Raw genomic sequence first — 21,886 nt, 5'->3', positions numbered from 1 at the left:
CGCTGGGCCGGGACCATGCGATGATCACTTAGCCTGGGCGGGCGGCGACATTACCGCTCAGTCCACCACGAAGCGTGATCGCGACACATGCCCCCGAGTCCGGGCAATTTTTTTTCGGGACTCCTGCCGACCAATCACCATTTTTCGGACGCGTGTCGCGGGTTGACCCTTGCGGACCCCTGGTCACAACGCATTAGCTTGCCTTCGTGACAGCAAACCGAGGCTGCGCGGTCCACTGATGGCTGGGCCGCGGAAGCCGGTCGTCGAGGTACGGCGCAGCCAGCGCCGGCGACGCACGGTGTCCGCCTACCGCGACGGTGAGCGCGTCGTCGTCCTCATCCCGGACCAGTTCTCCCGGGCCGAGGAGAGCGAGTGGGTCGACCGGATGCTCGCCCGGCTCGCCGCCCGGGAGGGCCGCCTGGCCCGCTCCGACGGGGAACTGCTGGCCCGAGCCGACCGGCTGATCAATCTCTATCTGACGGAGTACGGCAGCCAGGCCCTGCCGGCCAGTGTCCGGTGGGTGAGCAACCAGAACGGCCGTTGGGGCTCCTGCACCCCGGCGGACCGGTCCATCCGGTTGTCCCACCGACTCCAGGACATGCCGGACTGGGTCCTCGACTACGTGCTGCTGCACGAACTCGTGCACCTCATCGTGCCCAGCCACAACGCTGACTTCTGGGCCCTGGTCGGCAGGTACGCCAAGACCGAACGCGCCCGAGGCTATCTGGAGGGCGTGGCGGCCGTCTCCGGCGTTCCCTGACACCGGCGGGCACCCCGTTCGGCCCTCGGCGTAGGGTCGGGGAATGCCCCGACGTGTGGTGGTGGCCCTGCTGGCGCCGGTCACCTGGGCGCCGCCCGGCCTCGACCCGACCCAATGGCGTACGGCCCTCGCCGAGGACGTGGTGGACCTGCTGGCCACCCTCAACGAGGTGGACGCCGCAGTGGCGGTCACCCCGGCGGACCGCTGGCTCGCCGACGCGGTGATCTGGCCGGGTACCCGCGTCTACGAGGTCCCCGAACCCACCCCGAACGCAGTCTTCGCCGCCCTGACCGGCGCAACCGCGCCACCCGACCCCGCCGACCCGGTCGAGGGTGCTGGGCGGGTCGGTGATGCTGGAGCGGGGGAGGGTTACGAGCGGTCGACGGGCCGGTACGAACAGGTGGCCGTGATCGCCGGGGACGCTCCCGACCTGCCGGGGCTGACCATCGGCAAGCTGTTGCGTCCACTGACCAGCCGACCGGTCGCGGTAGCCCCGGCCGAGGGTGGCGCCGGGCTGCTGGGCGTGGCGGCCCGGCTACCCGTACCGCCCTGGTTGCCGCCGTTGGACCTGGACGCCACCGTGCCCGCGGCCGTGCGCGCGGCGGCGCCCCGCCCAGGCGACCTGGCGGTCACCCCCTCCTGGCACCGGCTGCGCGGTCCGGCGGACCTGGCCCGCCTCGACCCCGCCCTCAGCGGTTGGGAGAACACCCGCGCTCTCCTGGCTGACGCTGGCAAACCCTGACCAACTCGCGCAGCAAGGCGTCCGCCTGACGCGGTGTGAATTCACTCGATGTGGGATCGAGTGGCCTCAGAGTCACGCGAAGCCACTCGATCCCAGATCGAGCGTGATCTTGCCCAGCAGCAGGGAGCGGGGAGCGGGACAGCCCACGAGATCCCGTGCAGGGTCAGTGGGGCGGGGGTGGTGCCTGTGGTCAGGAGGGGGTGTCGCCGCCCTTGGGGTCGTCGTCTCGGCGGTTCTGCTCGCCGGGGGCCTTCTCCTCCGGGCCGCCGGGGGCGGTGAAGTCGAAGCTCTCCAGCTCGGCCATCAGGTCGACATCGGTCATGGCGAAGGCCACCGGGTCGGCGAAGTCGTCGTCGGAGGGCAGCAGGTCCGGGTGCCCCCACAGGGCGTCCCGGCCGCCGATGCCCCGGTGCTCGGTGAGCGCCGCCCACAGCGCCGCGGCCTCCCGCAGTCGGCGGGGTCGCAGCTCCAGCCCGACCAGGGCGGCGAAGGTCTGCTCGGCCGGCCCACCGGCGGCCCGGCGCCGACGGAAGGCCTCGCCCAGCGCCACCACGTTCGGCAACCGGCCGGCGGCCGCGCCGTCGACCACGTGGCAGACCCAGCCCTCGACCAGGGCCAGGGCGGTCTCCAGCCGGGCCAGTGACGCCTTCTGAGTGGGGCTGTCCTCCGGGGTGAAGATGCCTTCCAGCGCGATGGCCTGCATCGACTCCGGATCGGTCGGGTCGACCCGGCCCATCGCCTCTTCGATCGCCTCCCGGTTGACCCGGATGCCGGCGGCGTACGTCTCGACGGCGTTGAGGACATGCCCGCGCAGCCACGGCACATGCTCGAACAGCCGCTGGTGTGCCGCCTCGCGCAGAGCCACGTAGAGGCGTACCTCGTCCTCGGGTAGCTCCAGGCCCTCGCCGTAGCTGCGGATGTTGGCCGGGATCAGGGCGGCCGTGCCGGCCGGGCCGAGGGGCAGGCCGATGTCACCGACGGAGAGCACCTCCGCGGCGAGCGAGCCGAGGGCCTGGCCCAGCTGGCCGCCGAAGAGGGCGCCGCCCAGGGTGGCGACCATCGACTGCATCGGGCCCAGTTGGGCGCGGGCCTCCGGCGGCACCAGGTCACCCATCGCGCCGACCATGCGGCTGGCCACCGGGTCGCACAGCTTGCGCCAGACATCGAGGGTCTTGAAGATCCATTCGTTGCGGTTCCAGGCCACCACGGTCCGGATGCCCGAGGGCAGCGCGGAGGCCGGCTCCAGCCAGAGGTCGGCGATGCGCAGCGCCTCCTCTACGGCGTTGCGTTCGTACGGCGAGACCGCCGGGTCGCCCGACGCGGCCAGTTGGCTGGCCGCGACCTGGCGGGCCAGGTCCCAGTTGACCGGCCCGCTTCCCGGCGCGGAGAGCAGGTGCTGCAACTGCGACATGAACTGCTGCATCTGCGCGGGGTCGTTGGGGTCGGGCGGCTGCCCACCTGGTAGCGCGAAACCGAACGGAATATCAGGCACGACGTCTACGGTACGCGTGCCGCGCCCCAGGTGACCCGCGCCGCTGTTGCGCTGAGGGCGAAGTCGCCCTCATGCCGCCGGACGCCATGGCCCGGATCGGTACGCTCTGCCGCATGAGACGTCGAGGCGTGACCGTCCTGCTCGGTGCTCTGCTCACCGCTCTACTCAGCATCGGGGTGCTCGGTGCGCCCGTCCCGTACGTGGTGCTCGGTCCCGGTCCGACCGTGGACACCCTCGGGCAGGAGGATGGCAAGGAGGTCATCCAGGTTTCCGGACGGGAGACCTCCACCTCGACCGGTCAACTCCGGCTGACCACGGTGGGGGTGCAGCCCAGCGTCAAGCTGCGGACCGCCATCCAGGGGTGGCTGGACGACGATCAGGCGGTGGTGCCGCGCGAGCTGGTCTACCCGCCGGGGGAGAGCCGGGAGCAGGTCGAGCAGCGCAACGCCGAGGACTTCCAGGTCTCCCAGACCAGTGCGGAGACCGCCGCGCTGCGCAAGCTCGGCTACGAGGTCCAGGTCGTCGTCCGGGGGGTCTCCGCCGACGGTCCGGCGGTCGGGTTGCTCCAGGAGGGTGACGTGATCACCTCCGTGGACGGCGAGGCGGTGCCGCTGGCCTCCCGGCTGACCGAACTGATCAGGGCCAAGCCGGCCGGCACCCCGCTGCGGATCGGCTTCACCCGCGAGGGGGTGGCCGACACCGCCACGATCACCACCCGGGAGATCGACGGCCGCCCCCGCATCGGGGTGGACATCGGGCAGCAGCAGCCGCATCCGTTCACCCTCTCCTTCGACCTCAAGGACATCGGGGGTCCCAGCGCGGGCCTGATGTTCGCCCTGGGGATCATCGACAAGTTGACCCCGGAGGATCTGACCGGCGGCCGAATCATCGCCGGCACCGGCACCATCGACGACTCCGGGCGGGTCGGTCCGATCGGCGGCATCCCGCAGAAGCTGGTCGGGGCCAAGGAGGCCGGTGCCACCGCCTTCCTGGTGCCGGCGGCCAACTGTGCCGAGGCGGTACGCAACCGGCAGCCCGACCTGCCGTTGGTCAAAGTGGGTTCGCTCGATGAGGCCCTGGCGGCGCTGGAGACCCTGCGGGCCGGCGGCGAGCCGACCCACTGCTGAATCCTGCGCTGACCGCACCGCCCGCCTCCGGCCGGTCATCCCGCCTCTGAGCAGGGCGAACGCGCGGGAGGTGGCGATCCGCGAGGGCCGCCGCAGGCGGCTGCCCCGCGACCTTGCTCGGATGCTTCCAGCCACACCCCGTACTCTGGGTGCCTGGTCGGTGCCGATCATATCGAGCGTGCGGAGCCAACAGTGGTCATGCGTAGCAGCAGCCCCCTGCCGAGGATGAGCCGACGTGGACGCGTCACGGTCGGCGTCTTGATCGGGGTGTTCGTCCTGTTCACCCTGCTGGGCTGGGGGGTGCAGGCCTGGACAGACTGGCTGTGGTTCTCCGAGGTCGACTACACCCAGGTCTTCACCGGGGTCCTGCTCACCCGGCTGGTGCTCTTCCTGGCCGGCGCGGCAGCGATGGCGGTCATCGTCGGGGGCAACCTCTGGCTGGCCCAACGGCTGCGGCCCCGCAACCGGCCGCACTCGCCGGAACAGGCCACCCTTGAGCGGTACCGGATGCTGCTCGGCCCTCGGCTGGGGATGTGGATCGCGCTGGCCGCGGCGATCGTGGGTCTGTTCGCCGGGCTGTCCGCGCAGAGCCGCTGGAACCAGTGGCTGCTCTTCCGCAACGGCGGCGACTTCGGCGTCAACGATCCCGAGTTCGGTACGGACATCGGCTTCTACATCTTCCAGTTGCCCTTCTGGCGCTTCCTGCTCGGCCTGGGCTTCACCGCCGTGGTGCTGGCCCTGATCGGCTCGCTGGCGGTGCACTACCTGTTCGGCGGGGTGCGGCTGCAGGGCGTGGGCGACCGGATGACCAACGCCGCCCGGGCTCACCTGAGTTCCCTGGTGGCGGTCTTCGTCCTGCTCAAGGCGGTCGCCTACGTGCTGGACCGGCGTTCCATGCTGCTGGAGTACAACGACGGGGTGGGGGTCTACGGCGCCGGGTACGCCGACATCAACGCCCTGCTGCCGGCCAAGGAGATCCTCGCCTACATCTCCGTGGTGGTGGCGATCGCGATCATCGTGTTCTCCAACGCCTGGATGCGCAACCTGGTCTGGCCGGGCATCTCCCTGGCCCTGCTCGGGGTCTCCGCGGTGGCGATCGGCGGCATCTACCCCTGGGCGGTGCAGACCTTCGAGGTCAAGCCGAGCGCCCGGGACAAGGAAGCGCCCTACATCGAGCGCAGCATCCAGGCCACCCGGGCCTCCTTCGGGTTGGACATCGCCCAGCACACCCCGTACGCGGCCAGCAATTTGACCCCACCGGAGAGCCTGGCCACCGACACCTCGGTGGTGTCGAACGTCCGGTTGCTCGACCCGCAACTGGTCAGCGAGACCTACACCCAGTTGCAGCAGGTCCGTGGCTTCTACGACTTCGGCCCGAAGCTGGACATCGACCGGTACACCGTCGAGAACCAGACCCAGGACTACGTGGTCGGCGTACGCGAGATCAACTACGGCGAGCTGACCGCCCAGCAGAGCAACTGGATCAACCGGCACACGGTCTACACCCACGGGTACGGGGTGGTGGCCGCTCCCGCCAACCGGGTGGTCTGCGGTGGTCAGCCGTACTTCGTCTCCGGCTTCCTCGGCGACCGGGCGCAGGAGTCCTGCTCCTCGCCCACCGACCTGATCCCGGCCAGCCAGCCCCGGATCTACTACGGCGAGCGGATGCAGGGCAGCGACTACGCCATCGTCGGCAAGCCCAACCCGGACGCCAACCCGGCCGAGTTCGACCGACCGGCCGGCGAGACCGGTGAGGGTCGCGAGTCGTACTACACCTACACCGGTTCCGGCGGCGTCGAGATCGGTTCGTTCACCCGGCGCCTGCTCTACGCCATCAAGGAGCAGGAGGCGAACTTCCTGCTCTCCGAGGCGGTCAACGAGAACTCCAAGCTGCTCTACGTGCGTAACGCCCGGGACCGGGTGGAGAAGGTAGCCCCCTTCCTGACCCTGGACGGCGACCCCTACCCGGCGATCGTCGACGGCCGGGTGCAGTGGATCGTGGACGGTTACACCACCGCGGCCACCTACCCGTACGCGGAGCGGGTCAACCTCCAGCAGGAGACCACGGACGAGTTGACCGGCCGGGGCACCATCCAACTGGCCCGGGAGAACGTCAACTACATCCGCAACTCCGTGAAGGCGACCGTCGACGCGTACGACGGCACGGTCACCCTCTACGAGTTCGACGAGAACGACCCCGTGCTCAAGGCGTGGAACAAGGCCTTCGGCGGTGACCTGATCAAGCCGCGCGCCGAGATCCCGGAGTCCCTGGCGGCCCACTTCCGCTACCCCGCGGACCTGTTCAAGGTGCAGCGCAACCTGCTCACCCGGTTCCATGTCACCACCCCGGGCGACTTCTACTCCGGGCAGGACTTCTGGCAGGTGCCGAACGTGCCGGACGCGCCGGACAGCGAGGTCAAGCAGCCGCCGTACTACCTCTACACCCAGTTCCCCGAGCAGGACGCGCCGACCTTCCAGCTGACCAGCGCGGTCACCCCGAACGGCCGGCAGAACCTGGCGGCGTTGATCTCCGGGTCGTACCAGGACGGCAAGCCCAGGTTGCAGGTGCTGGAGTTGCCCGACCAGACCCGGGTCTCCGGCCCGGTGCAGGTGCACCAGCAGATGACCAACAACGCCAACATTCGGCAGCAGTTGAACCTGCTCTCCTCCAACCAGGCCCAGGTGCAGTACGGCAACCTGCTCTCCCTGCCCTTCGGCAACGGGATGCTGTACGTCGAGCCGGTGTACGTCAAGAGCAACCAGACCGACGCGTACCCGCTGCTGCAGAAGGTGCTGATGTCCTACGGTGACGGCGGTTCCTTCGTGGTGCTGGCCGACAACCCGAGCGACGGCATCAAGCAGCTGGTCGAGCAGGGCAAGCGGGCCAACGCCGGTAACCCACCGCCGGCCACCGAGCCGCCGGCCGGGGACGAGGAGCCCGGGGCCACCCCGTCGGCGACTCCCTCGGCCACCCCGCCGGCCGGTGACGCGCCGCCGCTGACCGGCGACCTGGCGACGGCCGCCAACCGGGTGCAGGCCGCGATCACGGAGGTCCGGGCCGCGCAGACCTCGGGCGACTTCGAGCGGTACGGCCGCGCGTTGAAGGAGTTGGACGAGGCCCTCACCGCCTTCCAGCAGGCCCAACAGACGGCCAATGGGGGCGGGGCCCCCGCGAGCAGCCCGTCACCGACCGGCTGATCTGAGTCGAAAAGGGGCCTGCCGTCGGTGATCCGGCGGCAGGCCCTTTTCGCTGGGGTTCGTGCCTACGGCCGGGCGGTTACGGGGTCGTTTTGCGGCGGCCGGGGGTGGTGCGCTACGGTGGATCTAGCGACGCGGGGTGGAGCAGCTCGGTAGCTCGCTGGGCTCATAACCCAGAGGTCGCAGGTTCAAATCCTGTCCCCGCTACTGCCCGACCACGGCCCCGGACTTCAGTCCGGGGCCGTGGTCCTTTTCCGCGCTGCGTCAGGCCCGCTCTGCCGGCTCGTCGGGATTGTGGCGGTGTTCGCGCCGATGGCGGGGGTGGGTGATCGGTGCGGTCACGGGTGCGGTAGGCTGAATCTACCGACGCGGGGTGGAGCAGCTCGGTAGCTCGCTGGGCTCATAACCCAGAGGTCGCAGGTTCAAATCCTGTCCCCGCTACTACCTGGCAACGGCCCCGGACTTCAGTCCGGGGCCGTTGTCGTTGTCCGGGACATCCTCCGGGCCGCTGTGCCGCTCGGCGTCGAGGTCGACACGCAGGTATTGGTCGACGGTGGTTGCGCCCGTCAACGAGGATGACAACATGTCTTCGTTGAGCAAATGGTGGGGCCGGCTCGGCACCCTCGTGAGCGTGGTCGTGCTGTCGGTGTTCGTCCCGGTCGCCGCCTGGGCCTCTACCGGGACCGGGGAACTGGTCGTCGAGGCCGCCCGGCGGCGGCGGGGTGGCGGCTTCATCGGCTTCCTGGGTCTGCTCTGCTGCCTGGTCGTGGTGGTCGTGATCGTGCTGCTGGTGCTCCGGATGACCCGCCGACGGCGCTGACCCGGCCCCGCCCGCACCCCGGCCCGACCCTCCTCGGGGCCCTTGCCTGTCGGCGGCGTGCCCGGCACATGGTCTACTTGTCGCCGTGGAACTTCTGCATTCGGGCAAGGTGAGGGACGTCTACGCCGACGGCGACGACCTGATTCTGGTCGCCTCGGACCGCATCTCCGTCTATGACGTGGTGCTGCCGACCCCCATCCCGGACAAGGGCAAGCTGCTCACCGCGCTGTCGCTGTGGTGGTTCGAGCAACTGGCCGACCTGGTGCCCAACCACGTCATCTCGGCCACCGAGGTACCGGCGGAGTTCGCCGGCCGGGCGATCCGGTGTCGTCGGCTGGAGATGGTGCCCATCGAGTGCGTGGCCCGAGGCTTCCTGACCGGTGGGGGTCTGAAGGAGTACGAGCGCACCGGGGCGGTCTCCGGTGTCGAGTTGCCGCGCGGGCTGGTGGAGGCCTCCGCTCTGCCCGAGCCGATCTTCACCCCTTCGACGAAGGCGCCGGTGGGCGAGCACGACCAGCCGATGACCTTCGCCGAGGTGGTCGACAAGGTAGGGGCCCAGACCGCCGAACGGTTGCGTCAGCTGACCATCGACGTCTACTGCCGAGGCACCGAACTGGCCGCGGAGCGGGGCATCCTGGTCGCCGACACCAAGATCGAGCTGGGTTGGGCGGCGGACGGCACCCTGGTCCTCGGCGACGAGGTGCTCACCCCGGATTCCTCGCGGTTCTGGCCGGCCGAGTCGTACCAGCCCGGCCGGACCCAGTTCTCCTACGACAAGCAGTACGTCCGGGACTGGGCCGCCGGTAGCGGTTGGAACAAGCAGGCCCCGGCGCCGGAGGTGCCGCCCGAGGTGGTCGAGGCCACCCGTGCCCGCTATGTGGACGTCTACGAGACCCTCACCGGCAAGCGCTGGGAGTAGCTCACTCCAGCCGGTGTCGTCCGGTGTGCTGCTCGGTGACCGCGGTGGCGGTGATGATGCGTACCGTGGTGCCGGCCGGGCCGGTAGCGACCTCCATGGCGTCGGTCAGCTCGCGGGCCAGCCACAGGCCCCAGCCCCCGGCGGTGTCCGGGGCCGGCCGGTTGCGGTTGTCCAGCCGCTGAACGCTGATGCCCTGGCCGTGGTCGGAGACCTCGCAGAGGATCAGCCCGGGCTCCGCCCACATCCGCAGCCAGCCCTGGCCTCCGCCGTGCCGCACGGCGTTGGTGATCAGCTCGTTGACGGCGAGCACGAAGTCGTCCAGGCGCTCCTCGCGCAGGCCGGCGGCGTGCGCACAGGAGGCGACCGAGTGTCGAAGCTCGGTCACCTGCGCCTGGTCGAAGGCATCGGCGATCAGGAGGGCATGTTCGATGGGCACCACCGTACGCGGTGTAGGCGGTTCTGCGTTTGTCATGGCCCTGTCCCGACAGAAGATCGCGGAGCTTTACGCGGCATTTACCACCGTACGTCAGGGTTCATTGGGTCGCAGCGGCCGAAGTGGGAACCGATCACCTGTGGCATGGTGACCCACGTGCCCACGCCCGGTGGTTTCGAGATCCCACTCTGGCGTGCCGTCGCGGTCTTCCGGGTGGCATCGCTGGCGTACGTCTGTGTGATCGTTGCCCGCGACGCGGACCGGTACGCCCACCCGTTCGCCGCCGGTGCGCTGGTGCTGGCGATGGCGGCCTGGACCCTCGCCACCGCGATCGGCTACGCGGCGCCCAGCCGGCGCGGCTGGCCGTTGCTCCTCGCCGACCTGGGCGTCATCGTGGCCATTCTGCTGGTCACCCCCTGGGTGATGGGCCGGGAGGCGATTGAGGCCGGGCTGCCGACCCTGGCGGTCGCCTGGCTGAGCGGGCCGGTGTTGGCCTGGGCGGTCTCCGGTGGACGGCGTCGTGGGGTGACCGCCGCCCTGGTCATCGGCGGCACCGACCTGCTGACCCGGGGCATGGTCACCCCTACCGCGATCAACGGCGCCATCCTGATGCTGCTGGCCGGGGTGGTGGTCGGGTATGTCGCCCGGCTGGCGGTCCGGGCCGAGCAGCGGTTGCAACAGGCCGTGGAACTGGAGGCGGCCACCCGGGAACGGGAGCGACTGGCCCGCGACATCCACGACTCCGTGCTCCAGGTGCTGGCCCTGGTGTCCCGCCGAGGGGAGCGACTCGACGGGGAGGCCGGTGAGCTGGCCCGGTTGGCCGGCGAGCAGGAGGCGGCCCTGCGGGCGTTGATCTCCGATGCGGGTCCGCGCGTCACCGACGGGCCGATGGACCTGCGGGAACTGCTCGGCCGGTACGCCTCGGCCAGCGTTTCGCTGTCCACCCCGGCCACCCCGGTGCTGCTTGCCCCGCCGGTGGCGCGGGAACTGGCCGCCGCCACCGGGGCCGCTCTGGACAATGTGGCCCGGCACGGCGGGGGACGGGCCTGGGTGCTGGTCGAGGATGAGGGTGCGACCGTGACCGTGTCGATCCGGGACGAGGGGCCGGGTTTCCCTCCGCAGCGGCTCACCGAGGCCGCCGCCCAGGGCCGGCTGGGGGTGGCTCAGGCCATCCGGGGTCGACTGGCCGACCTGGGTGGGACCGCCACGATCAGTTCCGTGCCGGGCAGTGGTACCGAGGTCGAACTCACCGTGTCGAGGAGGAGACCGTGAGCGGAGTACGGGTGATGGTGGTCGACGACCACCCGATGTGGCGCGAAGGGGTGGCCCGGGATCTGGCCGAGGCAGGCCACGAGGTGGTGGCCAGTTGCGGCGAGGGACGCCAGGCGGTCCGGGTGGTGGCCGCCGCCCGCCCCGACGTGGTGGTGCTGGATCTGCAACTGCCGGACATCTCCGGGGTGGAGGTGATCCGTGGGGTCCGTGCGGCCTGGCCGGCGGCCCGGGTGCTGATGCTCTCCGCCAGCGGCGAGCAGCAGGGGGTGCTGGACGCGGTGAAGGCCGGGGCCACCGGCTATCTGCTGAAGTCCGCCGGGCACGCCGAGTTCCTGGACGCGGTACGGCGCACCGCCGCGGGGGAGCCGGTCTTCACCCCCGGTCTGGCCGGGCTGGTGCTCGGCGAGTACCGCCGGTTGGCGGCTGCCGGTGGGCCTCAGTCGCAGCAGGACGACGGCACCCCCCGGCTCACCGAACGGGAGACCGAGGTGCTCCGGCTGGTGGCCAAGGGGATGTCCTACAAGCAGATCGCCGGCCGGCTGGGCCTGTCCCACCGCACGGTCCAGAACCACGTGCAGAACACCCTGGGCAAGTTGCAACTGCACAACCGGGTGGAGCTGACCCGCTACGCGATCGAGCGGGGCCTGGACGACTAGGCGTGCGCCGTTTCGCCGAAACGGCGGGGTCCGGCTCGACGGGATATCGCCACTTCGGCGAAGCGGCGCCAGCCACCGGACGGAGTCAGACCGCCCGGGGCGGCCGGGTCTCGTTGACGGCCAACTCCTCGGCGCTGGCGCCGCCGCCGGCGGCTCCCGCGTCGTACGCGATCGAGTCGGCTTCCTGATCGGTGTGGGTGCCCTCGTCCGGCTGGACCAAGCGGCCCACGTCGTCCTCCGTGGTGCCCAGTTGCCCGTGGTCGTAGAGGGAGACCGGGGAGTTCGGGTCGGAGGTCGGACCGGGCTCCAGCACGTCGGCGTCGAGCTGCGCCTGCGCGGCCTGCTCCCGACTGTCCGCCTCGGCCGCGATGTCCGGGTCCACCGGGGCGGCCAGGGGGTCGTCCACCGGCAGCTCGAACTGCTCCCGGCTCAGCTTGTAGTCCAGCGACTCACCGTCGAGCTGCTCGTCGGCGGTGACCCCGAACTCGTCGACGGCCACCGGTACGCGGTCACCGGGCAACTGGGCGGGCGCCGGGCCGTCCGCTTCCCGTCCGGTCAAGACGTCGTCCCCGGCCGTCGAGTCGTCATCGGCGGTGTCGGGCAGACCGTCGGCCTCGGGGTCGGACAGCGGGGCGGGGTACTCGTCTTCGCGCATACCTGCTCCACTACCCGCTGCCGGCGGTGCCGTAACCGGCCGGGCCGGTGCCGATCGGCGGATGGTCCAGGCCCTCAGCGCACCTCACGACGCTGGCGGGCGAACGCCGCCACGGTGTCGACCGCGCTGCGGGCGGCGGCCAGGCCCAGGGCGGCGGTCATCCGGATCAGCTGACGGCGGCGGCCCTGCCAACCACCGACCGGGATGCCCTCCCCGGCCGGGCGGAAGACATTGCCCGCGCTGGGTGGGCGGACGGCCAGGCCCAACTGGGTGCGCCCGGCGTACCAGGCTAGGGCGCGTTCGGCCAACGCCGGGGCCAGCCGCCACTGGAGGCCGATCAACCGGGCCGCGCCCCCGGCGTACGCCTCCCGGCGCGGACGGCGCAGCAGCCGCACGATCGTCTCCGCGACCAGCTCCGGAGGGTAGACCGGTGGCGGCGGGGCCAGGATCCGGCCGGTGTGGTTGGCGGCGTGCCGGAAGAAGGGGGTGTCGATGGCGGCCGGTAGCACCGTGCAGATCGAGATGGCACCCCGACCGGTCAGCCGCAGTTCCTGGCGTACCGTGTCGGCCAGGCCCCGGATGCCGTGTTTGGCGGCGTTGTAGGCGGACTGGTACGGCATGGCCACCTCGGCCAGCACAGAGGCGTTGTTGACCACCACACCCCCGCCGGCCGCGGCCAGGTGCGGCAGGGCGGCCCGCATACCGTAGGCGGTGCCGAGCAGATCCACCTCCAGCACCCGGCGGAACTCCGTCACCGGGATCTCGTCGAAGAGCCCGACCACCCCTACCGCCGCGTTGTTGACCCAGGCGTCGATGCGGCCGAACCGGTCCACCGCGCTGGCGGCCAACCGCTCGACCGCCGCCGGGTCGGTGATGTCCGTCGGTACGACCAGGGCCTGCGCGCCCAGCTCGGCGCAGCCCTGGGCCACCCGCTGCAACGCCGGCTCGGTGCGGGCGGCCAGCACCACCCGGCACCCGCTGCGCGCCAGGGCGTACGCGGTTGCCGTGCCGATGCCGCTGGAGGCGCCGGTGATCACCACCGTGCTGTCGCGGAGCGGTCGGGCCAGAGGCATTTGACACCGATACCCCACCCGGGGACCGGTCATGCCGCCGCTCACATCCCGATCTGCCAGGTTTCGGCTCGTAGAAGGCCGGTTAATGGGACGCTCTGACCGGAGGACCACCGCCTAATCCGCATGGAGGTGACCCATGCGCGTCGGCCTTGTCTGTGCCCACGCCGCTGCGCCGACCTCCGGCGACGGAACCGTCGTCGGCACCTACCAGCACATCGCACGGGTGGCCGCTGAACTTGCCGGTCGAGGGCACGACGTGCGGGTCTACACCCGCCGGGACGATCCGGACCTGGCCGACAGCGACAGCGTGGACGGTTACCGCATCGAACGGGCCCCCATCGGACCGGTGACCCCGATTCCCACCGCCGAACTGGTGCCGTACGTGTCGGAGTTCGGCAGGTGGCTGGCCGACCGGTGGGCGGCCGACTGGGCCCCGGAGGTGGTGCACGGTCACTACTGGATCGGTGGGCTGGCCGCCGCGCACGCGGTCCGGGAGACCGACATCCCGGTGGTGCAGACCTTCCACTCGCTCGGCATGGAGCAACTGCGTCACCTGGGCCCGCAGTACGACGGCCCGGGCACCCGCATCCCCCTGGAGCGGGCGCTGACCCGGGCGGTGGACATCGCGGTGGCCCAGTGCAACGACGAGGTGGAGGAACTGACCCGGATGGGTCTGCAACGCATGTCCGTGGCGATGGTGCCGACCGGAGTGGACACCGGCCGGTTCCACCCCGACGGGGAGGCCGCCCCCCGCGACCAGCGTCCCCGGATCCTCTCCGTGGGCGGACTGGCCCCCGGTCACGGTCAGGAGGACCTGATCCGGGCCATGCGGCTGGTCGGGGAGGCGGAACTGGTGATCGCCGGTGGCCCGCCGGCCAGTCAGTTGGCCGGGCACGCCGAGGCCCGTCGGCTGCGTGAGATGGCCGAGCGGGTGGGGGTGGGGGACCAGGTGCACCTGGTGGGTGCGGTGCCGCACGAGCAGATGCCCACCTGGTACCGCTCGGCCGACGTGGTGGCCTGTACCCCGCACTACTCCTCCGCCGGCCGGGTGTCCCTGGAGGCGATGGCCTGCGGTGTCCCGGTGGTCGGGTACGCCATGGGGGGCATCGCCGACGCCGTGGTCGACGAGGTCACCGGCAAGCTGGTGCCGCCGGGGGACGTCCGCACCCTGGGCATGACCCTGCGCCGGCTGCTCACCGACAACGCGGGCCGGTTCGCGTACGGGCACGCCGCCGTGGACCGGGTCCGGTGCAGCTACACCTGGGAACGGACCGCCACCGCCCTGGAACGGCTCTACGAGCGGGTGATCGGGCGACGTAGACCGGTCGAGGCGGCCTGAGTCGACAGTGGACCCTCCGCCACCCTGGGCGACAGCCTGGGGGTCTGCCGGGGGGCCGGATCCCGTACGGCCCGCGCGGTCTCCTGGGCCACCGCGTGATGATGTTGCGGCTCGGCGTACCGGGTCAGCCCGATGACAGCCGCCAGGGTGACCAGGAAACCCAGACCGGCCAGCCATTCCCGGCCCGGCCAGATCTTGTCGTTGAGCAGCACCAGCCCGATGATCGCGGCGGGCACCGCGCCGGCGGCGTCCATCGCGGCCACCGCGGCCGTGGTGGAGCCCCGCTGCATCGCCAGCCCCAGCAGCAGTTGGCCGACGATGGAGTGGCCGATCAGCAGGTAGAGCAGGGGGTCGGCGAGGAAGGCGCTCCAGGTAGAGGCGGAGGCGAGCGGCCGGGCGGCCACCGCGGCGGCGGAGAAGCCCAGGCCGGCCAGGGCACCCAGGGCCACCGAGCCGGGTACGCCCTGCAACCGGGCTGCGGGAACGCCCAGCACCGCGATCGCCCCCAGCGCCCCCAGCAGGGCGATCACCCCCGCCATGCCCAGGGGCTTGGAGGGGGCCGGCTGCGCGGAGAGCACCAGCGCGGTGATCCCGCCGACCAGCAGGAACAGCAGGACCACCTCGGCCACCGGCAGCCGCCACTTCAACAGGATCACCCCGAGTACGGCGGTGACCCCCAGCCCGGCGGCCACACTGGCCTGCACCAGGAACAGGGGCAGGTCCCGGCGGGCCAGGAAGGCCAGCACGAATCCGGCTACCTGACAGCCCAGACCGATCAGGTAGGTGCGGTGTCCGGCCAGGCGCCACAGCAGCCCGGGATCGAAGGTGTGCTGCACGGTGGTGCGAGCGGCGGCGACCGATTGCAACAGGTTGGCGATGCCGTACGCGACGATCATCGCCGCCAGAAAACACCAACTAGCGGTAGCCACCTGGCGAGGATAGAGGCATCCCGGCGTCAGCGCGCGGTCGGCCGACCCAGCCTCCGCAGGATGTTCGAGTGCAGCATGTTGTTGCTGGCCACGGCGCTGGTCTCGGTCCCGGCGGGGGCCGCAGCACCCTCCAGATCGGTCATGATCCCCCCGGCCTCGGTGACGATGGGCACCAATGCGGCCACGTCCCACAGCGACAACTCGGGCTCGATCATGACGTCGAGTGCACCCTCGGCCAACAGCATGTATCCGTAGAAGTCGCCGTAGGCCCGGCTGCGCCAGGTGTCCCGCATCAACTGGAGCACCGGCTCCAGTTGACCGGACTCTTCCCAACCACTCAGCGAGGAGTAGCAGAGGCTGGCGTCGGCCAGGTCGCGTACCTGGGAGACCCGGATGGGCTCGCCACTGTCGACGTCCGGGCCGGCGTACGCCCCGGCACCCTGCGCCGCCCACCAGCGGCGACCCAGCGCCGGAGCGGAGACCACCCCGACGACCGGGCGGCCGTCCTCCAGCAGCGCGATCAGGGTGGCCCAGATGGGTACCCCTCGAACGAAGTTCTTGGTGCCGTCGATCGGGTCCACCACCCACTGTCGGGCCCCGACGGCGGGGGTGACGCCGTACTCCTCGCCGAGCAGGCCGTCCTCGGGTCGCTGCTGCGCCAGCAGGGCGCGGATCTCGCGTTCCACCGCGGTGTCCGCGTCGGAGACCGGGGTCAGGTCCGGCTTGGACTCCACCCGCAGGTCCAGGGCGCGGAACCGGGCCATGGAGATGGCGTCGGCGGCGTCGGCGAGACGGTGGGCCAGAGCTAGGTCCTCGGCGTACCCGGTCATGGGTTGCACCGTAGCGAGGCTCCCGGTGGCCTGCCGGAGCGGGGCCGACCTGGGCTCATTCCGGGCGTCCACGCGGATCGTGCTCGACCTCGTCGCGGGGATTGGTGGCCCCGCGCGGGTCGGTCTCACCGGCCCGGGAGGCCAGCAACCGGTGGTACGAGGCCAGCCGGCGCGGGTCGGCCCGGCCCTCGGCCACCCAGGCGGCCAGGGCGCAGTCGGCCTCCTCGGCGGTGTGGGTGCAGTTCACCGGGCAGTCGACCGTGGCCTCCACCAGATCCGAGAAGCCGTGCAGCAGGCTCTCGGCGGACACATGGGCCAACCCGAAGCTGCGTACCCCCGGGGTGTCCACGATCCACCCCGGGTCCTCCGGTGCCCCGGGCACATGGGGTAGCCGCAGCGCCACCGCACTGGTCGAGGTGTGTCGGCCCCGGCCGATCGCGCTGACCGTGCCGACCGCCCGGGCCGCCTCCGGTACGAGGCGGTTCACCAGGGTCGACTTGCCGACCCCGGAGTGCCCGACCAGGACGGAGACCCTACCGGCCAGCAGGCTGCGCAGCGCGTCAAGTGTGGAGTCCGGCCGGACCAGCACGTACGGCAGTTCCAGCTCGGTGTAGTAGTCGAGCACGGTCTCCGGGCCGGCCAGGTCGGCCTTGGTCAGGCAGAGCAGCGGCTCGATGTCGGCGTCGTACGCGGCCACCAGGCACCGGTCGATGAAGCCGGTACGCGGTGGCGGATCGGCCAACGCGCTGACGATCACGAGTTGGTCGGCGTTGGCCACCACCACCCGTTCCAGCCGCCCCTCCGCGGTGCTGGCGTCGTCCTCGGCGGTCCGGCGCAGCACCGACCGGCGTGGCTCGATCCGGACGATGCGGGCCAGCGCCCCCGGGGCCCCGGAGGTGTCGCCGACCAGGCCCACCCGGTCACCGACGACGACCGACTTGCGACCCAGTTCACGGGCCCGCATCGCGGTGACCGTGGGGGCCTCCGGGGCGGCTGCGGCCAGCACACAGGTGTACCGCCCCCGGTCCACCGCGATCACGAACCCGTTCAGCGCGTCCGTGTGCTGGGGTCGGGTGCGGGTACGCGGACGGGAGGACTTGCCGGGCCGGACCCGTACGTCGTCCTCGTCGTACTCGCGTCGCTTGGTCGCCAGGACCGCTCCTGTCTGTCCGCTCAGCTCTTGCCGGTCACCATCGCCGACCACAGGGCCGGGAACTCCGGCATGGTCTTGGAGGTGCACGCCACATCGTCCAGCACGATGCCGGGCACGGCCAGGCCGGCCACCGCGGCGGCGTGTGCCATCCGATGGTCATCGTAGGTGCGGAACACCCCACCCCGCAGCGGCCGGGGTCGGATCTCCAGCCCCTCGGCCGACTCGGTGATGTCCGCGCCCAGGGCGGCGAACTCCCGGGCCAGGGCGGCCAGCCGGTCGGTTTCGTGGCCCCGGATGTGGCCCACCCCGGTGAACACCGAGGGGGAGTCCGCCAGCATGGCCAGCCCGGTGAAGGCGGGGGTCAACTCGCTGACGTCGGACAGGTCGGCGTGCAGTCCGCGTACCGTCCCGGTGCCCCGGACGGTGAGTCCCTCCGTGGTCAGGGCCACCTCCGCACCCATCTGGGTCAACAGGGAGCGCAGCCGCTCGACCGGCTGGGCGCTGCTGCGTGGCCAGCCCTGGAGGGTCACCTCGCCGCCGGTGACCAGGGCGGCGGCGAAGAAGGGCACCGCCCCGGACAGGTCGGGCTCGATCTCCCAGCCCCGGCCGGTCAGCGGACCGGGCTCGACCACCCAGACGTCCGGGGTGCTGTCGTCGACGGCCGCTCCGGCGGCCCGCAGCATCCGTACGGTCATCCGCAGGTGGGGTGCCGAGGGCACGGGCGGGCCGACATGCCGGACCACCAGCCCACGGTCGAACCGGGGGGCGGCCAGCAGCAGCCCGGAGACCAGTTGGCTGGAGGCGGAGGCGTCGATCACGACCTCCCCGCCGGTGACCTGGCCGGTGCCCTGCACGGCCAGAGGCAGGCTGCCGGTCGGCGGGGTGTCCACCCGTACCCCCAGCGAGCGCAGCGCCTCGATGAGGGGCCCGAGCGGGCGGGTACGGGCGGCCGGGTCGCCGTCGAAGGTGACCCGCCCCACGGCCAGCCCGGCCACCGGGGGCACGAAACGCATGATCGTGCCGGCCAGCCCGACATCGACATGCGCCGGGCCGACCAGCCGGTGCGGCCGGACCAGCCAGCGCTCGTCGTCGGTGATCGACACATGGGCGCCCAGGGCCCGCAGCCCACCGGCCATCAACTCGGTGTCCCTGGCCCGCAGCGGCTTGGCCAGGGTCGAGGGGCCGGTGGCCAGCGCGCTGAGCACCAGGGCGCGGTTGGTCATGGATTTGGATCCGGGCAGCCGTAGCGAGGCCGTGACCGGATCGGTGGCGGTCGGGGCGGTCCACGGCTGTAGCGGCCGGGTCGCGGTCGGGTTCCCCACGGTTACATTCTGCCGTGTCTCGGGCGGGGGGTCCGTAGGCCGTCGCGGTCGCTCCCGGTGGACGGGACGTCGTAACCGCCGCCGACGCGCTAGCGTGTGCGGCATGTGCGGGAGGTACGCCACGACCCGGAGCTCCGGTGACCTGAGCGGAATCTTCGAGGCCGTCGACGAGACCGCAGGTGACCTGGTGGCCGACTACAACGTCGCGCCGACCGACCGGGTGCCCCTGGTCCGGCTAGACCCGCAGGGGCATCGGGCGCTCTCGGCGGGGCGCTGGGGGTTTCTGCCCGCCTGGTCCCGGTCGCCCGCCAACGCCGCTCGCATGATCAACGCCAGGGCCGAGACGGTGGCCACCAGCCGGGCGTACGCCCCGGCCTTCGCCCGCCGCCGGTGTCTGGTCCCGGCCGACGGCTGGTACGAGTGGGTCCGCCGGCCGGGTGGAGCCAAGCAGCCCTACTACATGACCTCGGTCCAGGAGCCCGTGCTGGCCTTCGCCGGCATCTGGTCGACCTGGGAGGCCCCGAGTGGTCCCCTGCTGACCTTCAGCGTGCTCACCACGGCCGCCCTGGGCGAGCTGGCCGAGGTGCACGACCGGATGCCCCTGTTGCTGCCGCCGCAGCGGTGGGCCACCTGGCTGGGCTCCTCCGAGGAGCCGACCAGCCTGCTGGCCCCACCGCCGCTGGACTGGCTCGCCGGCATCGAGATCCGACCGGTGGGGACGGCCGTGGGCAATGTGCGAAACGACGGCCCGGAGCTGATCGCCCGGGTGCCGGTGGCAAGGGTCGATGACACCGCCGAGGTCAGGTTGTTCTGAGCGGAGCCCCCGCGCATTGTCGGGTGTGATTTGCCGCGATTACGGGTGAAAGGTCAGCCGATCGTTTAGGCAACTTTCCGGCGAACTCTTGTCTCGATGTCCACAAATGCGATACAACACAGCGCCGGTGATGGCTATCGCTCCCGTCCAGGTGAGTGGTATTCATCGATGTTGCTGGTCCCACGGGGGAGGTGGGTGGATGACCAGGGCGCGTATGCCCCGTCCACATGAGGTAGCCGCTGCGCGGCGTGACCCGCGACTGTTGCGGGCCCTGCGCGAGCGTCGACAGGATGAAGCCTGGCGCACCAGGGGCACCTGTCAGAGTGTTGATCCGGAAACGTTCTTCCCGGCGCCGAACGAGCCGGCGGACGCCGCGGTGGCCCTGTGCCGCTCCTGCGACGTGCAGGGCTCCTGCCTGGCCTGGGCCCTGGAGGTCGGCGACTGCCACGGGGTGTGGGGTGGCACCACCCCGCGGGAGCGGCGGGCGATGCTGGTGGCCTGGCGCGACGAGGTGCAGCCGGATCCCGATGTCGCCAGCGAGGCGGGGCCTCCCGTCCGCGATCGACTACTCACACTCGTCACCTCCCGCTGAGGTGACCGTGGCCGGCGGCGCAGGAGTCTGCTCCGCTTGACGGCGGCGGCCCGCAGAATGAGGCCGTGCCGCAGGAAGACATCATCCAGACACCACGAGGCCCGGCCCGGGTGGACATCGACATCCCCGAGAGGGCGCCCCGGGCGCTGCTGGCCCTGGGCCACGGTGCCGGCGGCGGAGTGGACGCCCCGGATCTGCTGGGGCTGCGCGAGGCCCTGGTGACCGCCGGGGTGATCGTCGCTCGGGTGACCCAGCCGTACCGGGTGGCCGGTCGGCGTGCGCCCGCACCGGCCGGGCACCTCGACGAGGCCTGGCGGGTGGTGCTGGCCGCGCTGCGGGACCGTTGGCCGGGGGTACCCCTGCTGGTGGGTGGCCGGTCCAGCGGAGCCCGGGTGGCCTGTCGTACGGCCGGTGAGGTCGGGGCCGTGGGGGTGGTGGCCCTCGCCTTCCCGCTGCATCCGCCCGGACGGCCGGAGCGCAGCCGGGCGGGGGAGTTGGTGACCGGCCTGCCCACCCTGGTGGTCAACGGCGACCGGGACCCCTTCGGGGTGCCCGAACCCGGTCCGGGGGTGCAGGTGGTGGTGCGGCCAGGGCAGCGGCACGACCTGCGGGTCGATCCCGCCGGAACGGCCGCGGTGGTGCTCGACTGGCTGCGCGGCCAGGGCTGGGCCCAGGGCTGACCGGGCCCGGAGCCGATTCGGGTCGGCGGGGCGACGCCGGTCGGGAGGTCTGGCCCGCCGTTTCCGGCTGCCGCGCCGGGTCGTTGCACCCGATGGTGTCGCCTGGATCACGGGCGGTGCCGGGCTCCCAGGCCCTTCCTGGTCCCGGCCGTGGTGCCTGCAGCCACGGTCGGGACCAGGATCGGGAGGAGTCGAGGCGGAATGCCCGGACCTGCGACGGATGTTGCACCCCACGGACGAACACCGTGCGGAGGGGGTGAGTGGTGCCGATCCAGTGCCGGGACCGGGAGCGTGACGAGCGGGAGGCCAAGCAGCTCAGGCAGCTGTTGGCCGGTCCGCAGTGGCCCGCGGCGATGCCGCCGGCTGAGGTGGCGACGGGCACACCCGTCGGAACCCAAACTCCCGGTAGGTCTGGGCGCGTATTCTCGGCGGGGAAGCATCCGACCCGAGGGGATGTGCGGTTGACCACCGAGAAGACGGACGAGCGCAGGGCCCGGTTCGAACGGGACGCGATGCCATTCGTCGACCAGTTGTACGCGGCGGGCCTGCGGATGACCCGCAACCCGGCGGATGCCGAGGATCTGGTCCAGGAGACCTACCTGAAGGCGTACGCGGCTTTCCACCAGTTCGAGCAGGGCACGAACCTGAAGGCCTGGCTGTACCGGATCCTGACCAACACCTACATCAACACCTACCGCAAGCGGCAGCGGCAGCCGGTGCAGGCGCCGACCGACGAGATCACCGACTGGCAGCTGGCCGAGGCGGAGTCGCACACCTCCAGTGGTCTGCGGTCCGCGGAGACCGAGGCGCTGGACCGGTTGCCGGACACCGACGTCAAGGAGGCCCTCCAGCAGTTGCCGGAGGAGTTCCGGCTGGCGGTCTACCTCACCGATGTCGAGGGGTTCTCCTACAAGGAGGTCGCCGACATCATGGGCACCCCGATCGGTACCGTGATGTCACGGTTGCACCGCGGTCGTCGTAATCTGCGCAAGCTGCTTGAGGGCTACGCCGCGGAGCGCGGCTTCTCCGCCGCGCCGTCGGCCCGGAGTTCGGCCGCTGCCAGTGGCCGGGAGGTGTGAC

General features: G+C 71.5%; 21 protein-coding genes and 2 tRNA genes. 15 read left to right on the top strand and 8 right to left on the bottom strand.

Annotation, left to right across the window (positions count from 1 at the left end; genetic code table 11):
- Positions 1 to 238 precede the first annotated feature (238 nt).
- Both ABZ795_RS10105 and ABZ795_RS10100 read left to right on the top strand, forming a co-directional pair.
- Positions 239 to 760 carry a M48 family metallopeptidase gene (locus tag ABZ795_RS10105; RefSeq protein WP_327024202.1) on the top strand — a complete coding sequence of 174 codons (522 nt, stop codon included), beginning with the start codon at positions 239 to 241 and terminating at the stop codon, positions 758 to 760.
- Between the two features lie 43 nt (positions 761 to 803).
- A complete protein-coding gene (locus ABZ795_RS10100; protein WP_357530008.1) occupies positions 804 to 1,502 on the top strand; it encodes a hypothetical protein in 699 nt (232 codons plus the stop codon).
- A 190-nt stretch (positions 1,503 to 1,692) separates the two neighbouring features.
- On the opposite strand, the gene ABZ795_RS10095 is transcribed toward ABZ795_RS10100, so the two are convergent.
- Positions 1,693 to 2,994 (bottom strand): zinc-dependent metalloprotease, encoded by a 1,302-nt coding sequence (locus ABZ795_RS10095; RefSeq protein ID WP_327024204.1) that lies wholly within the window; start codon positions 2,992 to 2,994, stop codon positions 1,693 to 1,695.
- A gap of 113 nt (positions 2,995 to 3,107) precedes the next feature.
- Between ABZ795_RS10095 and ABZ795_RS10090 the strand changes: the two genes are divergently transcribed.
- The 6 genes from ABZ795_RS10090 (at position 3,108) to ABZ795_RS10065 (ending at position 9,058) form a co-directional block, all read left to right on the top strand.
- Positions 3,108 to 4,121, top strand: a complete 1,014-nt coding sequence (locus ABZ795_RS10090; RefSeq protein WP_357530007.1) for a PDZ domain-containing protein — start codon at positions 3,108 to 3,110, stop codon at positions 4,119 to 4,121.
- Positions 4,122 to 4,319: 198 nt separating this feature from the next.
- Positions 4,320 to 7,319 (top strand): UPF0182 family protein, encoded by a 3,000-nt coding sequence (locus tag ABZ795_RS10085; protein ID WP_357530006.1) that lies wholly within the window; start codon positions 4,320 to 4,322, stop codon positions 7,317 to 7,319.
- 133 nt (positions 7,320 to 7,452) lie between these two features.
- Positions 7,453 to 7,526: transfer RNA gene (locus tag ABZ795_RS10080), tRNA-Met, on the top strand.
- 160 nt (positions 7,527 to 7,686) lie between these two features.
- Positions 7,687 to 7,760 (top strand) — tRNA-Met (locus ABZ795_RS10075).
- 142 nt (positions 7,761 to 7,902) lie between these two features.
- Positions 7,903 to 8,139, top strand: coding sequence for a hypothetical protein (locus ABZ795_RS10070; protein WP_327024207.1), 237 nt, complete (start codon positions 7,903 to 7,905; stop codon positions 8,137 to 8,139).
- A gap of 85 nt (positions 8,140 to 8,224) precedes the next feature.
- Positions 8,225 to 9,058: a phosphoribosylaminoimidazolesuccinocarboxamide synthase gene (locus ABZ795_RS10065; protein ID WP_357530005.1), complete on the top strand. Its 834-nt coding sequence runs from the start codon at positions 8,225 to 8,227 to the stop codon at positions 9,056 to 9,058.
- Position 9,059: 1 nt separating this feature from the next.
- On the opposite strand, the gene ABZ795_RS10060 is transcribed toward ABZ795_RS10065, so the two are convergent.
- Positions 9,060 to 9,530, bottom strand: coding sequence for an ATP-binding protein (locus tag ABZ795_RS10060; protein ID WP_327024209.1), 471 nt, complete (start codon positions 9,528 to 9,530; stop codon positions 9,060 to 9,062).
- A 105-nt stretch (positions 9,531 to 9,635) separates the two neighbouring features.
- On the opposite strand from ABZ795_RS10060, the gene ABZ795_RS10055 reads away from it, so the two are divergent.
- Positions 9,636 to 10,763, top strand: a complete 1,128-nt coding sequence (locus tag ABZ795_RS10055; protein WP_327024210.1) for a DUF5931 domain-containing protein — start codon at positions 9,636 to 9,638, stop codon at positions 10,761 to 10,763.
- A 14-nt stretch (positions 10,764 to 10,777) separates the two neighbouring features.
- Positions 10,778 to 11,419 (top strand): response regulator transcription factor, encoded by a 642-nt coding sequence (locus ABZ795_RS10050; RefSeq protein ID WP_357530025.1) that lies wholly within the window; start codon positions 10,778 to 10,780, stop codon positions 11,417 to 11,419.
- A gap of 85 nt (positions 11,420 to 11,504) precedes the next feature.
- On the opposite strand, the gene ABZ795_RS10045 is transcribed toward ABZ795_RS10050, so the two are convergent.
- Both ABZ795_RS10045 and ABZ795_RS10040 read right to left on the bottom strand, forming a co-directional pair.
- Positions 11,505 to 12,074, bottom strand: a complete 570-nt coding sequence (locus ABZ795_RS10045) for a DUF5709 domain-containing protein (protein ID WP_357530004.1) — start codon at positions 12,072 to 12,074, stop codon at positions 11,505 to 11,507.
- Between the two features lie 74 nt (positions 12,075 to 12,148).
- A complete protein-coding gene (locus tag ABZ795_RS10040; RefSeq protein WP_357530003.1) occupies positions 12,149 to 13,147 on the bottom strand; it encodes an SDR family oxidoreductase in 999 nt (332 codons plus the stop codon).
- 136 nt (positions 13,148 to 13,283) lie between these two features.
- Between ABZ795_RS10040 and ABZ795_RS10035 the strand changes: the two genes are divergently transcribed.
- Complete coding sequence (locus ABZ795_RS10035; protein ID WP_327024213.1) at positions 13,284 to 14,486, top strand: glycosyltransferase; 1,203 nt, start codon at positions 13,284 to 13,286, stop codon at positions 14,484 to 14,486.
- On the opposite strand, the gene ABZ795_RS10030 is transcribed toward ABZ795_RS10035, so the two are convergent.
- The 4 genes from ABZ795_RS10030 to aroA are packed head-to-tail and all read right to left on the bottom strand — an operon-like array spanning position 14,441 to position 18,720.
- Positions 14,441 to 15,382 carry a hypothetical protein gene (locus tag ABZ795_RS10030; protein WP_357530024.1) on the bottom strand — a complete coding sequence of 314 codons (942 nt, stop codon included), beginning with the start codon at positions 15,380 to 15,382 and terminating at the stop codon, positions 14,441 to 14,443. The two genes, ABZ795_RS10035 and ABZ795_RS10030, sit on opposite strands and share 46 nt — an antisense overlap.
- Positions 15,383 to 15,441: 59 nt before the next feature.
- The gene (hisN, locus tag ABZ795_RS10025; protein ID WP_357530002.1) at positions 15,442 to 16,245 is read right to left on the bottom strand and encodes a histidinol-phosphatase; all 804 of its coding nucleotides are present in this window, start codon (positions 16,243 to 16,245) and stop codon (positions 15,442 to 15,444) included.
- A gap of 55 nt (positions 16,246 to 16,300) precedes the next feature.
- The gene (gene rsgA / locus ABZ795_RS10020; protein WP_357530001.1) at positions 16,301 to 17,449 is read right to left on the bottom strand and encodes a ribosome small subunit-dependent GTPase A; all 1,149 of its coding nucleotides are present in this window, start codon (positions 17,447 to 17,449) and stop codon (positions 16,301 to 16,303) included.
- Complete coding sequence (gene aroA, locus ABZ795_RS10015; protein WP_327024216.1) at positions 17,419 to 18,720, bottom strand: 3-phosphoshikimate 1-carboxyvinyltransferase; 1,302 nt, start codon at positions 18,718 to 18,720, stop codon at positions 17,419 to 17,421. The genes rsgA and aroA overlap by 31 nt, the downstream gene beginning before the upstream one ends.
- Positions 18,721 to 18,823: 103 nt before the next feature.
- Between aroA and ABZ795_RS10010 the strand changes: the two genes are divergently transcribed.
- From ABZ795_RS10010 to ABZ795_RS09995, 4 genes are all read left to right on the top strand, one after another.
- Positions 18,824 to 19,534, top strand: coding sequence for an SOS response-associated peptidase (locus ABZ795_RS10010; protein WP_357530000.1), 711 nt, complete (start codon positions 18,824 to 18,826; stop codon positions 19,532 to 19,534).
- Positions 19,535 to 19,733: 199 nt separating this feature from the next.
- Complete coding sequence (locus tag ABZ795_RS10005; protein WP_327024218.1) at positions 19,734 to 20,126, top strand: WhiB family transcriptional regulator; 393 nt, start codon at positions 19,734 to 19,736, stop codon at positions 20,124 to 20,126.
- 65 nt (positions 20,127 to 20,191) lie between these two features.
- A complete protein-coding gene (locus ABZ795_RS10000; protein WP_357529999.1) occupies positions 20,192 to 20,806 on the top strand; it encodes an alpha/beta family hydrolase in 615 nt (204 codons plus the stop codon).
- 263 nt (positions 20,807 to 21,069) lie between these two features.
- Entirely contained in the window at positions 21,070 to 21,885 is an 816-nt protein-coding gene (locus ABZ795_RS09995; protein ID WP_327027439.1) for a sigma-70 family RNA polymerase sigma factor, read from the top strand.
- The last annotated feature ends 1 nt before the right edge of the window (position 21,886 follow it).

The organism is Micromonospora sp. NPDC047134 (assembly GCF_040643455.1).
In the GTDB taxonomy this organism is placed as follows: Bacteria; Actinomycetota; Actinomycetes; order Mycobacteriales; family Micromonosporaceae; genus Micromonospora.
This window is presented reverse-complemented; position numbering and strand designations above follow the sequence as displayed.

Bases quoted from the DNA above. Each gene is read 5' to 3' on its own strand.
- ABZ795_RS10035 (WP_327024213.1), top strand. From the start codon at position 13,284: ATGCGCGTCGGCCTTGTCTGTGCCCACGCCGCTGCGCCGACCTCCGGC.
- ABZ795_RS10040 (WP_357530003.1), bottom strand. From the start codon at position 13,147: ATGCCTCTGGCCCGACCGCTCCGCGACAGCACGGTGGTGATCACCGGC.
- ABZ795_RS10090 (WP_357530007.1), top strand. From the start codon at position 3,108: ATGAGACGTCGAGGCGTGACCGTCCTGCTCGGTGCTCTGCTCACCGCT.
- ABZ795_RS10100 (WP_357530008.1), top strand. From the start codon at position 804: ATGCCCCGACGTGTGGTGGTGGCCCTGCTGGCGCCGGTCACCTGGGCG.
- ABZ795_RS10105 (WP_327024202.1), top strand. From the start codon at position 239: ATGGCTGGGCCGCGGAAGCCGGTCGTCGAGGTACGGCGCAGCCAGCGC.
- ABZ795_RS10085 (WP_357530006.1), top strand. From the start codon at position 4,320: ATGCGTAGCAGCAGCCCCCTGCCGAGGATGAGCCGACGTGGACGCGTC.
- ABZ795_RS10030 (WP_357530024.1), bottom strand. From the start codon at position 15,382: ATGATCGTCGCGTACGGCATCGCCAACCTGTTGCAATCGGTCGCCGCC.
- ABZ795_RS10050 (WP_357530025.1), top strand. From the start codon at position 10,778: ATGGTGGTCGACGACCACCCGATGTGGCGCGAAGGGGTGGCCCGGGAT.
- ABZ795_RS10070 (WP_327024207.1), top strand. From the start codon at position 7,903: ATGTCTTCGTTGAGCAAATGGTGGGGCCGGCTCGGCACCCTCGTGAGC.
- ABZ795_RS10045 (WP_357530004.1), bottom strand. From the start codon at position 12,074: ATGCGCGAAGACGAGTACCCCGCCCCGCTGTCCGACCCCGAGGCCGAC.
- ABZ795_RS10055 (WP_327024210.1), top strand. From the start codon at position 9,636: ATGGTGACCCACGTGCCCACGCCCGGTGGTTTCGAGATCCCACTCTGG.
- ABZ795_RS10010 (WP_357530000.1), top strand. From the start codon at position 18,824: ATGTGCGGGAGGTACGCCACGACCCGGAGCTCCGGTGACCTGAGCGGA.
- ABZ795_RS10060 (WP_327024209.1), bottom strand. From the start codon at position 9,530: ATGACAAACGCAGAACCGCCTACACCGCGTACGGTGGTGCCCATCGAA.
- ABZ795_RS10005 (WP_327024218.1), top strand. From the start codon at position 19,734: ATGACCAGGGCGCGTATGCCCCGTCCACATGAGGTAGCCGCTGCGCGG.
- hisN (WP_357530002.1), bottom strand. From the start codon at position 16,245: ATGACCGGGTACGCCGAGGACCTAGCTCTGGCCCACCGTCTCGCCGAC.